Source organism: Sphingobacteriaceae bacterium GW460-11-11-14-LB5 (assembly GCA_002151545.1).
In the GTDB taxonomy this organism is placed as follows: domain Bacteria; phylum Bacteroidota; class Bacteroidia; order Sphingobacteriales; family Sphingobacteriaceae; genus Pedobacter.
This window is the reverse complement of record CP021237.1, coordinates 773,246-786,676: the sequence shown is the minus strand read 5'-3', so window position 1 is coordinate 786,676 and position 13,431 is coordinate 773,246. Positions and strand designations below refer to the sequence as shown.

General features: G+C 39.2%; 14 protein-coding genes. 10 read left to right on the top strand and 4 right to left on the bottom strand.

The window, feature by feature from the left end; genetic code table 11:
- Positions 1-9 precede the first annotated feature (9 nt).
- The 7 genes from CA265_03190 (at position 10) to CA265_03160 (ending at position 5,888) form a co-directional block, all read left to right on the top strand.
- Positions 10-699, top strand: a complete 690-nt coding sequence (locus tag CA265_03190) for a hypothetical protein (GenBank protein ARS38735.1) — start codon at positions 10-12, stop codon at positions 697-699.
- Between the two features lie 227 nt (positions 700-926).
- A complete protein-coding gene (locus CA265_03185; protein ID ARS38734.1) occupies positions 927-1,439 on the top strand; it encodes a hypothetical protein in 513 nt (170 codons plus the stop codon).
- Between the two features lie 143 nt (positions 1,440-1,582).
- A complete protein-coding gene (locus tag CA265_03180; protein ID ARS38733.1) occupies positions 1,583-1,954 on the top strand; it encodes a hypothetical protein in 372 nt (123 codons plus the stop codon).
- A 152-nt stretch (positions 1,955-2,106) separates the two neighbouring features.
- Complete coding sequence (locus CA265_03175) at positions 2,107-3,888, top strand: phenylalanine 4-monooxygenase (protein ARS38732.1); 1,782 nt, start codon at positions 2,107-2,109, stop codon at positions 3,886-3,888.
- Positions 3,889-4,001: 113 nt separating this feature from the next.
- Entirely contained in the window at positions 4,002-4,703 is a 702-nt protein-coding gene (locus tag CA265_03170; protein ID ARS38731.1) for a short-chain dehydrogenase, read from the top strand.
- A 50-nt stretch (positions 4,704-4,753) separates the two neighbouring features.
- On the top strand, positions 4,754-5,128 hold the full coding sequence (locus CA265_03165; protein ID ARS38730.1) for a hypothetical protein: 375 nt from the start codon (positions 4,754-4,756) through the stop codon (positions 5,126-5,128).
- Positions 5,129-5,243: 115 nt separating this feature from the next.
- Positions 5,244-5,888 carry a hydrolase gene (locus CA265_03160; protein ID ARS38729.1) on the top strand — a complete coding sequence of 215 codons (645 nt, stop codon included), beginning with the start codon at positions 5,244-5,246 and terminating at the stop codon, positions 5,886-5,888.
- Between the two features lies 1 nt (position 5,889).
- Here CA265_03160 and CA265_03155 read toward each other — a convergent pair whose 3' ends face one another.
- From CA265_03155 to CA265_03140, 4 genes are all read right to left on the bottom strand, one after another.
- A complete protein-coding gene (locus CA265_03155; protein ARS38728.1) occupies positions 5,890-6,495 on the bottom strand; it encodes a hypothetical protein in 606 nt (201 codons plus the stop codon).
- Positions 6,496-6,520: 25 nt separating this feature from the next.
- Positions 6,521-7,408 carry a flavin reductase gene (locus tag CA265_03150; GenBank protein ID ARS38727.1) on the bottom strand — a complete coding sequence of 296 codons (888 nt, stop codon included), beginning with the start codon at positions 7,406-7,408 and terminating at the stop codon, positions 6,521-6,523.
- 231 nt (positions 7,409-7,639) lie between these two features.
- A complete protein-coding gene (locus CA265_03145; GenBank protein ID ARS38726.1) occupies positions 7,640-8,635 on the bottom strand; it encodes a fumarylacetoacetate hydrolase in 996 nt (331 codons plus the stop codon).
- A 67-nt stretch (positions 8,636-8,702) separates the two neighbouring features.
- Positions 8,703-9,158 carry a hypothetical protein gene (locus tag CA265_03140; protein ID ARS38725.1) on the bottom strand — a complete coding sequence of 152 codons (456 nt, stop codon included), beginning with the start codon at positions 9,156-9,158 and terminating at the stop codon, positions 8,703-8,705.
- Between the two features lie 279 nt (positions 9,159-9,437).
- Between CA265_03140 and CA265_03135 the strand changes: the two genes are divergently transcribed.
- From CA265_03135 to CA265_03125, 3 genes are all read left to right on the top strand, one after another.
- Complete coding sequence (locus CA265_03135; protein ID ARS38724.1) at positions 9,438-10,604, top strand: homogentisate 1,2-dioxygenase; 1,167 nt, start codon at positions 9,438-9,440, stop codon at positions 10,602-10,604.
- Positions 10,605-11,397: 793 nt separating this feature from the next.
- A complete protein-coding gene (locus CA265_03130; protein ARS38723.1) occupies positions 11,398-12,528 on the top strand; it encodes a 4-hydroxyphenylpyruvate dioxygenase in 1,131 nt (376 codons plus the stop codon).
- A 240-nt stretch (positions 12,529-12,768) separates the two neighbouring features.
- A complete protein-coding gene (locus CA265_03125) occupies positions 12,769-13,239 on the top strand; it encodes a hypothetical protein (protein ID ARS38722.1) in 471 nt (156 codons plus the stop codon).
- Positions 13,240-13,431 lie beyond the last annotated feature (192 nt).

Genomic DNA, 13,431 nt, shown 5'->3' with positions numbered 1-13,431 from the left:
AATCGTCCTATGTTTAAAAAACTTCTACCCATTCTTTTACTCTTATTTTTTGCCAGTCAGGCTAAGGCCCAAAAATGGACTGATGCCGAATTTCGCAAGGCCAATACGGCCGCAAATGCTTCTTATTTAAGCAATGAAGAAAAAAACATTGTGATGTATATGAACCTGATCCGCATTGATGGCGAAAAGTTTTATTATACGTTTTTAGAAGACTACATCAATAACTACAATGCTAAAGTGCGGAAGTACAGAAATTACAATGAACTCCGGATTACCAGAAATAATTCCTATTACACCTCTTTACTTAAACATTTACGTGGCGTAAAAAACCTGCAGATGTTTTACCCTGATGATAAATTAACTTCGTTAAGCCGGAGCCATGCACAGGATTTAAACAGGAATAATCTCGATACACACGAAAGCAGTAACGGCGATAAATTTTCGAAACGATTATCCCGATACTTCCCCAATAAGGCTATGAGCGAGAATATCGATTTTGGTTACTCGAACAGTTTAGATATTGTTTGCCACTTATTATTAGATTGTGGTGTACCTTCCCTTGGTCACCGTTTTAATTTACTCGATCAGAAATACAAGCTCAATACCGTTGGGGTAAGCATACAGCCCCACCCCTCTTATACCTGGTGTGCAGTGATTGATTTTGTTGCGCAATCTACGTATTACACCAATAATGAGTAATTGTATAAATGATCTTATTACTGTGGCAATAAAAATATAATTGTAAATTGCGCCCAACAATAAAAGGTGCACAATAATTGCATATTTCAAGGCCACCACGTCCTGTTGAACTCGTTTCAGCATCTTGACCGCAGGAAAAGATCCTGATCCCGAAGTTACGGGATAGGATGACGACCGCTTATGTAATTTGATGTATGCCCAATAACCACAACGAACCGTTTTAAGTAATGCGCAAAATAATTTTAGCCGTCATAGATTTTTTTCACCCTCCTTTTAAAAATTTTATTTCCTTACATAATTTCAGGTACCTGGCCACTGGTGGTGGCACTTTGCTGCTGGGAATCTTAAGTTATTATTTTGCTTACTTTTTCATTTTTAAAACCGAAGAGGTAGATTTTGGCGTAATTGTGCTTCAGAGAGAAACCGCATCATTATTAGTCGATTATGCCATTGCCATCCCCACCAGTTTTTTACTCAACAAATACATCATATTTACACATAGCGAATTAAAGGGCAGGGTTCAGCTTTTCCGGTTTTTAAACCTTCAGTTCATTAACATACTGGCCAATTATGTTTTATTGAAGTTTTTGCTGGAACTGTTAAGAGATTACCCAACTTTAGCCATGCTTTCGAGAATACTGGTATCGGTTTTAATGGCACTTTTCAGTTACCTGTATCAGCACTATTTTACGTTTAGCGTTAAAAAAATAGGGGGCAAAAAAGCAGGTAAGAAACATTAATAACCCTCGGCAATGGTTTTGCCACGGAGGCACGGAATATTTGTGGCGCAGTTTAGGTGGCCAATATTTGCTACTATTTTCGTTTTGCAGCCAACTGCCTAAAAAACCTAATTCATCAGCACCAGCCTTTGTTCCTAAACGGGATGGAAGCGGCATCCCCCGATTCTTCATCGGGGATACAGCGAACAGCCCGACCGAAGCTTCCCGATGAAATACCACAGCACCTTTCCACCAAAGCCTTAATATTTTCGATGTTTTTTTGGAAAGCAGGCCACAAGCACTTCGGTTTCTACTGTCCCGCCTTTGCTTCAAGTCCTCACTCGTGCCTCGTTCCAGGCTTTACGCGCCAGTCGGGTTTAGGTGGCCAATATTTGCTACTATTTTCGTTTTGCAGCGAACTGCCTAAAAAACCTAATTTATCAGCACAAGCCTTTGTAACTAAACGGGATGGAAGCGGCATCCCCCGATTCTTCATCGGGAATACAGCGAACAGCCCGACCGAAGCTTCCCTATGAAATACCACAGCATCTTTTCTAATGATTAATCCATCTTTTTACCCCCCTAAAACCTTTATTACTTTAACCTGTTAATTTATGCAGCCGCTTTCTTGATAAGATAAAAACAACATCCTAACTTAGCTGCCGACCAACTTATTTTCAAATTAACCATGAGCCATTTTAATGATTTTAATAATGCGCAGGTAACGAAATTGCCCAATCATTTAAAGCAATTTATTGTTGACCAGAATTACGAAAAATATACACCAATCGATCAGGCGGTGTGGCGTTATGTGATGCGCCAGAATTATAGTTATCTTAAAAATGTTGCTTATTACCCATATATAAAAGGCTTACAGCGAGCTGGTTTGAGTATTGAACACATTCCCGATCTGAAAACCATGAACGATAACCTGGGCAAGATTGGCTGGGGAGCTGTTACCGTTGATGGTTTTATTCCGCCAGCAGCATTTATGGAGTATCAGGCTTACCGTGTACTGGTTATTGCGGCAGATATCCGTCAGATTAACCACATCGAATATACACCAGCCCCCGATATTATACACGAAAGTGCTGGCCACGCCCCAATTATCGCCGATACCGATTACAACAATTATTTAAGTTATTTTGGCTCGATTGGTGCCAAAGCCATGTTTTCGGCTAAAGATTTTGAACTTTACGAAGCCATCAGGAAACTATCGATTTTGAAAGAAGCTGTAGATGCTGATGAATTTCAGATTGCAAAAGCAGAAAAGGAATTGCGCTACATTAGTGAAAATATGGGCGAGCCTTCTGAAATGGCTTTACTTGGCCGCTTACACTGGTGGACAGTTGAATATGGTTTAATTGGTACTTTAGAGAACCCTAAAATTTATGGCGCGGGCTTGCTTTCTTCTATTGGTGAAAGTGCAACCTGCATGCAAAGTGATGTGGAGAAACTTTGGTACAACATTGATACGATTAACTATGCCTACGATATTACAAAACCACAACCGCAGCTTTTTGTAACCGAAACATTCCAAAACCTGATTGATGTTCTGGAAACTTTTGCCAACACCATGGCCTTTAGAAAAGGTGGAACAGAAAGCATTATGAAAGCAATTGCCTGTAAAAATGTGGCCACGGCTGTTTATAGCTCGGGTTTACAAGTAAGCGGTGTTTTTACCGATATTGGTGTGGGTACAAAAGATGAGGTCACTTTTATTAAAACAACTGGTCCTTCGGCACTGGCATTTAACGGAAAGCAATTAGCAGGTCATGGAAAACACTACCATGCTGACGGTTTTTCGTCTCCTGTGGGTAAGTTAAAAGATGCTGTAAAGGCATTAGAAGATTACAAGCCCAATGATTTACAAACCCTGGGGGTAATTTTAGGCGAAAAGGCTGAACTTATATTTGAAAGCGGCATTAAAGTAATTGGTACAGTTAAGGATATTATTACAGAAAACGATAAGCTTCTTTTAATTGCCTTTAAAGATTGTAGGGTTACAGAAGGTAATGGAAACATCTTGTTTAAACCCGAATGGGGCATTTACGATATGGCGATAGGTGAAACGATTGTTTCAGTTTTTAATGGTGCCGCCGATAAAGACGCCTACGAGGAGATTACTTTAATAAGCAATGAGAAAACGCATCAGATTGTTTACGATGATAAAACATTAAAACTGCACGGTTTATACCAAACAGTTCGTGCGATTAGGGAAAGTGGCGAAGGTTTGGATCAGCTTGCCGAAATCTTTGCACAACTTAAAACGAACCACAGGCAGGACTGGCTTTGTGCATTGGAAATTCTGGAAATTATTTACCATAAAAAGATTTATCATCAGCTGGAAAAAGAAATTCAGGTTTATCTGGAAATCAAAGCTGGCAGGGAGCTTGATCACAGCAAATTAATCAGTGATGGTTTGCATGTAATTAAAAACCCGGTAAGCCAGTTGATTGTGGAGGATTGACCCATACCTTTAATTTTATTAATTTTATGATATGTTTAATACAAATAGATGCTGAAATAAATTCAGCATGACGAACTCATCTCTTAAATACCCAACAATTTTAACTTTTTTTAATGAACATTATAATTACAGGTGCAAGTAGTGGAATTGGTTTTGAAACTGCTTTAGAATTTAGCTTACAGAAAGAGAACAAAATTGTAGCCATTGCCCGATCTGCCGATAAACTGCGTAAACTCTTAGAAATTGCTAAAGGCATTAATCCCGACTGTACACTTTTACCAGTAGAATTTGATATTGTAAATGACGATTACGCTGCATTAATTCCGTTTTTAAAAGAACGATTAGGGACTGTTGATATCCTGATTAATAACGCAGGAGCCCTAATTAATAAACCTTTTTTAGAAACTACCGAAATTGACCTTGGCGAGATGTTGCAAAGCAATGTGATTTCGCATTTCAGGATGATCCAAAGTATTTTACCATTAATGCAAGCTGGAAGCCATATTGTAAACATTGGAAGTATGGGCGGTTTTCAAGGAAGCGTTAAATTCCCGGGCCTTTCGGCTTATTCTGCAAGTAAAGCGGCACTACATACCTTAACAGAATGTTTAGCATTTGAATTGGCTGAAACAGGAATTAAAATAAACTGCCTCGCTTTGGGCTCAGCACAAACTGAAATGCTCGAAGCTGCTTTCCCTGGATACCAAAGTCCGGTTATGGCCTTCGAAATGGGAAAATACGTTGCTGGTTTTGCAAAAACCGGACATAAATTTTTTAATGGAAAGATTTTGCCTGTTGCTGTTACCACACCATAATATCCATATTATTTAGTAATTTACATGCTAAATCGAAAAACTAAAAACCTATGGAAACAAACTCTCCTTTTAAAACAGCCGACAATGGAAAAAATGCCGCAATAATAAGCTACTTTTGGTTTATTGGCTGGTTAATTGCCTATTTCGCCATGTATAAAGATAATCAGACCGAATTGAGCAGATACCATTTAAAACAAACGCTGCTGTTCCATCTGGTATCAACTGTTGTGAGCTGGGGTTTAAGCTTATTTTTAATTCCTTTAATTTTTGCAACTGGTTTTATAGATGCCGTTTATATACTCCGCATTGTTCAAATTGGATTGTTCGTATTGTGGATTATCGGACTAATTGCTGCATTCCAGGGCGAAAAAAAACCTATTCCATTAATTGGAGAGCGGGCACAAACCATGTTCCCAAGTATTTAAATATTTTAATCAGAAGAGGCTGTATCCTAAGTTGTAATTCCATTCGAATTTGTCATGTTGAGCTTCCCGAAACGTCTTGCGAGACATTTCAACAAGGTCCTTCAACAGACTCAGGATGACAATCCTATATTTAGGATACAGCCTCGTTTTATTTGCACTCATTTTCAACATTTTAATCGACTTTGGATATTTTTTATATCTTTGGTTCCAACATATGAAGAAAATAATAGTCCCGATTGCGTTTTTCATTTTGTCTGCCACGGCAGGAAAAGCCCAAACCATCATCCCGGCTCAATACCAGGAATTAGTTAAAAAACTTGTTGCCAGCCTGCCTAAAGAGGAGAAATCATCAAACCATTCGCCGGCTAACCAGTCTGAAAGTTTAATCGAATTTGCTAAAAGTATGTTAGGTATCCCCTATCGTTATGCAACAAGCAATCCCAAAGTTGGCTTTGATTGTTCAGGTTTTGTGAGTTATGTTTTCAGTAATTTTGGTTTTAAGGTTCCACGTTCTTCACGCGAGTTTAGCTACGCGGGTAAAGAAACCAGCCTGGAAAACGCCAAAGTAGGCGATGTATTGATTTTTACAGGCAGTAATTCAAGAATAAGAAGAATAGGCCATGTTGGGATTGTTTATTCTATTGATGAAAATGGGATCAAGTTTATCCATGCCTCTTCGGGTAAAGCGCATCAGGTAACCATTACGGATCTTGATGGCCATTATAAGGCCCGTTTCATGAAAATTGTAAGTATTATATAACTTACTTTTTATATTTCCACATTCTTGTTTTGCCTTCTGCAAGCCATACCAATGTGGTAACCAGTCTTTTTTGTCTGGTAGCTTCTGTTTTAGCTTCTTCAAGCCACAATACATAATCTTTTTTATTGGATGTGCTAAAATTCTGAAAAACCGCCAATGCCTCAGGATCTTCCTGTAAAGCTTCCATTAAATATTCTGGTATAACCAGTTCTTTCTTTTCTGCAGACTTTGGTTTTGCCGGCAATTTTACATTATCCTCATTTAATTGAATGGCCTGTTGTATATACGCAATCAGGATCTCATCCGAAGGCAAATCCTCTAAAGAAGTTATTTTCCCCAAAAAACCCATCGCTTCAGAACGTTCTTTGAAAATGCCATACTCATCCTGCATTAACGAACCTTTCCAGAAACCAAAAGCACAATGGTGTTTAAAGGATGCCATATGGCAAACCGTGCCTTTAAAATCAAAAAATGGCATGCTCCACTTCATTTTTTCTTCAATCCGTGCATCGGCCTTATGTACCAGATTTCTTAAATGATCTAAAATGGGGATCGCAAATGCTGCCGAATTAATGATGTACTGATCTACCTGAACAATTGTATGCATAACTTATAAATTACCTTTAATAAATTTAAAGCAAAACAACCTTTAAAGCAAGTTCTACCGCTCCATGATGAAGAAACTTTTTGGCCAGTTCGTGTAGTTCCCTTTCACGGTTGGTTGCATCTCCTATGGTTGCATCGAGCACTTCTTTTACCTCGGCGTGGGTATTGATCAAATCGATTTCTTCGTCACTCGGCAAATGTTCAACATTTCCTAACATGCCGAGATCATTTCCAGACAATACTTTAGAAAAACGGACCGAATGTGGCAAGCGGTCAACACCTATGCCTAATTTAGCCAGGGGTTTAGCCACTTTAAACAAATTGTCGCCTGTAACCCTACAATACCAATCACCACCTAAACGGGCTACAAGGTCGATTTTTTCCTGATCAATCCGGCCGTTTTCGTCTAAAATAGCTTCATTAATGTGAATCACTTTTATTTCAGCCAGAACCAGGTTGCCAGCACCGTGATGATCGCCCAATGAAATTACCTCATTTACAATACATTCAAACTGTACCGGTGCTTCGGCCACCCTTGGCGGACTAACCAGATCAGATTTCAACATGGTAAATCCTGCTTTCTCGAACTCGTTTACGCCTTTCGCATATTCGGTACTGGCCAAACTCATTTGCTGCACCATATCGTAATTTACAATATTGATTACACACTCTTTAACCTGCAATACATTTTCAAGGCTATGTTTGGTGGTATTATCACGCACCCTTCTCGACGGGGAAAAAATGCAGATCGGTGGATTTGTGCTAAACATATTAAAGAAACTGAAGGGACTTAAATTAATATTCCCTTCGGCATCAATAGTGGAGGCAAAGCAAATCGGCCGCGGAGCGATAGCATATTGCAAATAATTTTGCAATTCTACAGGGCTTAAGTCAGAGGTATTTAAAGTTAGCACAGGTAGTTAAGTTTACTATTTGAAAGGATTAAATGGCGATTAAAACTTTAAAAAGATCGTCCTTTCGAGCGGAGTGAAGCGTAGTCGAGAAATCTATCATAGATCTCTCCATTACACTGCGCTTCAGTCGAGATGACGACTTTTCTATTAGATTTTATCATTGATAACATCTAATAGAAAAAAGATCATGAAATGAATTCAGAATTAGGAACACATTATTCAAGCGCGGATTTACTTCTTCAACGCCAGGATCGAAAAATCGGTATTGGCTTTTGTAATCGTATTGGTTAAAGCGCCCAGACCTGTAATTTCCATCTCTACAACATCGCCCGGCTGTAACCACTGCACTTTATAATTTGGATCGTTAAGTAACCCTGTTCCGTTTAACTCTAAAAAACAACCTGTACCCACTGTTCCTGAACCAATTACATCACCCGGAAGAATATCTACGCCATAAGCACAACGCTCAATAATTTCGGCAAAAGTCCAGTCCATATCAGCAGCATTTCCTTTTGAAACCTCAATGCCATTTACCCTGCAGGTCATTTTAAGATCGTAAGCATGACCAACGTGTCCTGCTTTAGGTGCCACTTTATATTGCAATAGTTCATCAGGAGTTACCAACCACGGACCAATTACGGTAGAAAAATCTTTTCCTTTTGCAGGGCCTAAATTCAGCAACATCTCTTCCATTTGCAAGGTACGGGCACTCATGTCGTTCATCACCATATAACCGGCAATGTATTCATCTGCCTCGGCAGCTTTAATATTTCTACCTTTTTTACCTATAACAATAGCAATTTCTAGTTCGAAATCCAGTTTATCAAAATGATCTGGCATACATTCAATTTCGCCAGTACCCTGAATAGCATTGTGATTGGTAAAATAAAAGATTGGATACTCATCAAATTGCGGGATCATATCAACCTTCCTGTTCCTACGTGCCGCAGCAACATGCTGTCTGAAAGCGTATCCATCGCGACAACTGGTCGGGTGTGGAACAGGGGCCAAAATTTCGTAAAAAATTTCTTCTTTAGCCGCTAAACTACCATCCTTTATTTGATCGTCTATCCTTTTTGCTCTTTCCATTAACACTTCGCCTCCTTGCAGAAATTCGCTCATGTTATCAGGAATAAGCTTATCACAGCTATTTAAATTATAAATATGCCCATTTACAAACACACCAAGATGCTCTCTGTCTTCGGTTTTATAGGATACTAGTTTCATATACAATTTGGTTAAATACGCGGTAAAGCTAAGCAATTAGGGCATTCAAAATAAAACTTAAACGTTATTATTTTAACACGGTATATTTCTGAAGGTTTGATTTTATTAAAGGAAAATCTTTTGCCTGTAGGTTCTTGTAATGCTTTTTATTGGAGAGTAATCCACCTATCAGTAAGCCACCCGATACCCCAACAGGTACACCCGCAGCAATAAGCACCACCGATTCTACCAGTTTATCGCTTTTGGCAGCCAGTACAAAAAAAGTTAAACCTCCGGCAATGGCCAGCGGGGCAGCTATCCCTTTACGGTGAATGTATAATGCACTGATGCTATCGGCACTTAATTTTATGGTATCCTTCCGGTTTCTGATGATGGTTAAGTAGTCGTCGGCTGCAGCGTAAAAAGAACCTCTTGTAGCGTTTCCACTTCGGTCTATAACCCTAATGGTGTACTTCGCCTTTTGTTGTGCAAAAGTGGCTTGGCTCAAGGCTAAAAAAATTAAGCATGTAAAAATAAATTTCATCGGGATGATCGTATAGTAAGTAATTAAAGGTAATTAAAATTTCAACTTTTAAATAAAATACTTACCTTGGCACCATTAAAACCATGATCTTAAAAGCATTACATATTAATCTGGTAAACGACGCTATTGCGGCCCGTCGCTATAAGATGCTATCCAAGCTGATCATGGCTCAATATTCTCTGTAATTTTCTTTACCCTTCTTTTTTAATTGAAACGCATTGTCGTTTTGATTGTTAATTCATTAGGATTTTTTCTTTCTAACCATAACATCATTTAATTATGCCTATTTATCATAAATTGGGGCAGATTCCAGCTAAACGTCACACGGTTTTTCGTAAACCCGATGGAAATCTTTATGCCGAAGAATTGGTATCAACCGAAGGTTTTTCCAGTTTATATTCATTGGTTTATCATTGTCATCCGCCAACCATTGTAAAACATTTAGGTGAACCGTACAGTGTTGAGCCAAAAATTGCCCGGGAAAAACACCTGAAACACACGAGTTTAATTGGTTTTAACATTACACCCGAAGATGATTTTCTAAAAAGCAGAAAAGCCGTTCTGGTGAATAACGACCTACATATCGTTTTGGCAGCACCAAGAAAATCGATGACCGATTATTTCTACAAAAACAGCCAGGCCGACGAAATGATCTTCGTACATGAAGGTTCAGGAAAGCTGAAAACAGGATTTGGAGAAATTAAATTTGCTTATGGCGATTACCTGATCATCCCGAGGGGAACCATTTATCAGCTGGAATTTGATACCGAACAGAACAGGCTGTTCATTGTAGAAAGTTTTAGTCCGCTAAGGCCGCCAAAAAGATATTTAAATCAGTTCGGACAGTTAATGGAACACGCGCCCTATTGTGAGCGAGATTTAAGGCTGCCTGAAAACCTGCAAACACACGATGAGTATGGCGATTTTAAAGTGCTGATTAAAAAACAAGGCTTAATTTATCCATACACCTATGGTACACATCCTTTTGATTATGTAGGCTGGGATGGTTATCATTATCCTTATGCTTTCTCCATTCACGATTTCGAGCCGATAACAGGTCGCCTGCATCAACCACCTCCTGTTCACCAGACTTTCGAAGGGCATAATTTTGTGGTTTGCTCTTTTGTTCCCCGAAAATACGATTACCACCCCGATTCTATCCCAGCACCATATAATCACAGCAATGTGGATAGCGATGAAGTGCTTTATTATGTTGATGGTGATTTTATGAGCCGCAAGAGTGTATTTAAGGGGCAGATTACCCTGCACCCGGGTGGTATTCCACACGGACCACATCCCGGTACAGTAGAAAAATCAATCGGAAAAGAAAAAACGGATGAACTGGCGGTAATGATCGATCCTTTTAAACCTTTAATGCTTACACAGGATGCCTTGGATATTGAAGATGAGAATTACCACAAAAGCTGGCAGGTTAATATAGAATAAATGAGTCGGAAGTCGGGAGACCGGGGTCCGAAGATAAATAAGCAATCATCCAACATTTATTTGAATGAGTCGGGAGACCGGGATCCGAAGATATAGAGCAGATAAATAAGCAATCATCTAACATTTAAACGAGTCGGAAGTCGGGAGACCGGAGTCCGAAGATAAAGAGCAGATAAATAAAGCAATCATTCAACATTTAAATGAGTCGGAAGTCGGGAGACCGGAGTCCGAAGATAAAGAGCAGATAAATAAGCAATCATCTAACGTTTAAATGAGTCGGGAGACCGGAGCCCGAAGATAAAGAGCAGATAAATAAGCAATCATCCAATATTTAAATGAGTCGGAAGTCGGGAGACCGGGGTCCGAAGATAAAGAGCAGATAAATAAGCAATCATCCAATATTTAAAACAATAGCACATCCGACTTCGGACCTCCGACCTCGGACTTAATAATATAGAATAAATGAGTCGGGAGACCGGGGTCCGAAGATAAAGAGCAGATAAATATGCAATCATCTAACATTTAAACGAGTCGGAAGTCGGGAGACCGGGGTCCGAAGATAAAGAGCAGATAAATAAGCAATCATCTAACATTTAAACGAGTCGGAAGTCGGGAGACCGGGGTCCGAAGATAAAGAGTAGATAAATAAGCAATCATTCAACATTTAAATTAGTAGGAAGTCGGGAGACCGGAGCCCGAAGATAAAGAGCAGATAAATAAGCAATCATCCAATATTTAAAACAATAGCACATCCGACTTCGGACCTCCGACCTCGGACTTAATAATAACAACAATGGAAACACAAACATTTGCAGAAAAAATATCAAAAGCACCAGATTTTCTGCCTATTAACGGAACAGATTATATCGAATTTTACGTAGGTAATGCCAAACAAGCAGCACACTACTACAAAACGGCATTTGGATTTCAAAGTTTGGCTTATGCCGGACCTGAAACAGGCGTTCGTGATCGTTCATCCTACGTGTTGCAACAAGGAAAAATCAGACTGATTTTAACGACGGCATTAAAATCAGATCATCCAATAGCAGAGCATGTAAAAAAACATGGCGATGGTGTAAAAGTATTGGCCCTTTGGGTAGACGATGCTTACAGTGCCTTTGAAGAAACCACAAAACGTGGTGCAAAACCCTATCTGGCCCCTCAAACCTTAACGGATGAAAACGGAGAGCTTAAAATGAGTGGTATTTACACTTATGGCGAAACAGTACACATGTTTATTGAGCGTAAAAATTATAATGGAACTTTTATGCCAGGTTACCGGGTATGGGAAAGCGATTATCAACCTGCTGATGCTGGGCTTTTATATATCGACCATTGTGTGGGTAATGTAGGCTGGAACCGCATGAATGAAGCCGTACAATGGTACGAAGACGTAATGGGTTTTGTTAACATTTTATCTTTTGATGATAAGCAGATTAACACTGAATATTCGGCTTTGATGAGTAAGGTGATGAGTAACGGAAATGGCTATTCGAAATTCCCGATTAATGAACCTGCCGAAGGCAAAAAGAAATCGCAGATTGAAGAATACCTGGAATATTACGAAGGTGAAGGTGTTCAGCATATTGCTGTAGCCACTAAAGATATTGTTAAAACGGTTAAAGAACTGAAAGCGCGTGGTGTGGAGTTTTTAAGTGCGCCACCAGAAGCTTATTACGATATGATGCCACAACGTGTAGGCAAAATTGATGAAGAAATAGCCTTATTAGAAAGCCTTGGCATTTTAGTCGATTGTGATGAAGAAGGGTATTTATTGCAAATTTTCACTAAACCAGTTGAAGACCGTCCTACCCTTTTCTTCGAGGTTATTCAGCGTAAAGGCGCACAAAGTTTTGGTGCGGGCAACTTTAAAGCTTTATTTGAATCCTTAGAGCGTGAGCAGGAATTGAGGGGTAATTTGTAATATCATTCGTCGCGAGTAATTAATCCAAGACGTCACCCTGACCTGTAGCGCAGCGAAAAGCTACGGAGTAAATTTATTTCAGGGTCTTAGACAAAAAGATGCTGATCCCAAAGCTTCGGGACAGCAAGACAACATCTAAAATTTAAGCGCAAAAAAGAGCAGGCTTGAGCCTGCTCTTTTAGTTTTAATAAAATAATTCTTTAAATTTAGATACACACAAATATTTAACCTTAAAGAATTATGAAAACAACACTCACACTGGTCTTCCTGCTGGCTGCCACACTCAGCGGCTACGCACAAACAAAGGCCGAAATCGTTAAAACCATCAATCAACTGCTGGCAAAAGCCATCGGCGGAACCGATCACATTTTACGTAAGGGTATTGAAACTACATTTACCATTACAGCAAATTCATTTTCCATTGATGAGGAAATGAATTACGGGGTTTTTACCGTTGGAAAAACCTTTGCCAGTTCAGATCATGCCAAAGAAGAAACCACCAGCAAATCACAATTAACCGCCTGGAAAGGATTCAAAGTTAGTCCGGAACAAACCAGCAACAAAATTAAATCAATCTATCCGGTTTTCGACAAACGTGAAGATGAGCCTGATAACGATAAAAATGGAATTAAATATTATTGTTTAGCAGGTGATGAGGATAAATTGGTAGCGGCATTAGCGCAGCTACAAGAGATGTATTCGAAAAAGTAATGAACCTAATCGTCAGAAAGAGGCTGTATCATATTTGTGATTTCCCTTTCCAATTTGTCACGTTGATTCAGGAAAGTAATGGAAATGCTTTACAAGTCATTTAAACAAACCCTTCGACAGGCTCAGGATGACAATTTTATATTTATGATGCAACCGCTTTTATATTTATTTTCAGTTGTAACATAAGTATTG

What these genes read in the sequence shown, in the direction of transcription:
- CA265_03160 (ARS38729.1), top strand. Translation starts at nt 5,244, where the DNA reads ATGACAATCCTATATTTAGGATACAGCCTCGTTTTATTTGCACTCATT.
- CA265_03165 (ARS38730.1), top strand. Translation starts at nt 4,754, where the DNA reads ATGGAAACAAACTCTCCTTTTAAAACAGCCGACAATGGAAAAAATGCC.
- CA265_03170 (ARS38731.1), top strand. Translation starts at nt 4,002, where the DNA reads ATGAACATTATAATTACAGGTGCAAGTAGTGGAATTGGTTTTGAAACT.
- CA265_03145 (ARS38726.1), bottom strand. Translation starts at nt 8,635, where the DNA reads ATGAAACTAGTATCCTATAAAACCGAAGACAGAGAGCATCTTGGTGTG.
- CA265_03135 (ARS38724.1), top strand. Translation starts at nt 9,438, where the DNA reads ATGCCTATTTATCATAAATTGGGGCAGATTCCAGCTAAACGTCACACG.
- CA265_03185 (ARS38734.1), top strand. Translation starts at nt 927, where the DNA reads ATGCGCAAAATAATTTTAGCCGTCATAGATTTTTTTCACCCTCCTTTT.
- CA265_03155 (ARS38728.1), bottom strand. Translation starts at nt 6,495, where the DNA reads ATGCATACAATTGTTCAGGTAGATCAGTACATCATTAATTCGGCAGCA.
- CA265_03140 (ARS38725.1), bottom strand. Translation starts at nt 9,158, where the DNA reads ATGAAATTTATTTTTACATGCTTAATTTTTTTAGCCTTGAGCCAAGCC.
- CA265_03130 (ARS38723.1), top strand. Translation starts at nt 11,398, where the DNA reads ATGGAAACACAAACATTTGCAGAAAAAATATCAAAAGCACCAGATTTT.
- CA265_03180 (ARS38733.1), top strand. Translation starts at nt 1,583, where the DNA reads ATGGAAGCGGCATCCCCCGATTCTTCATCGGGGATACAGCGAACAGCC.
- CA265_03175 (ARS38732.1), top strand. Translation starts at nt 2,107, where the DNA reads ATGAGCCATTTTAATGATTTTAATAATGCGCAGGTAACGAAATTGCCC.
- CA265_03125 (ARS38722.1), top strand. Translation starts at nt 12,769, where the DNA reads ATGAAAACAACACTCACACTGGTCTTCCTGCTGGCTGCCACACTCAGC.
- CA265_03190 (ARS38735.1), top strand. Translation starts at nt 10, where the DNA reads ATGTTTAAAAAACTTCTACCCATTCTTTTACTCTTATTTTTTGCCAGT.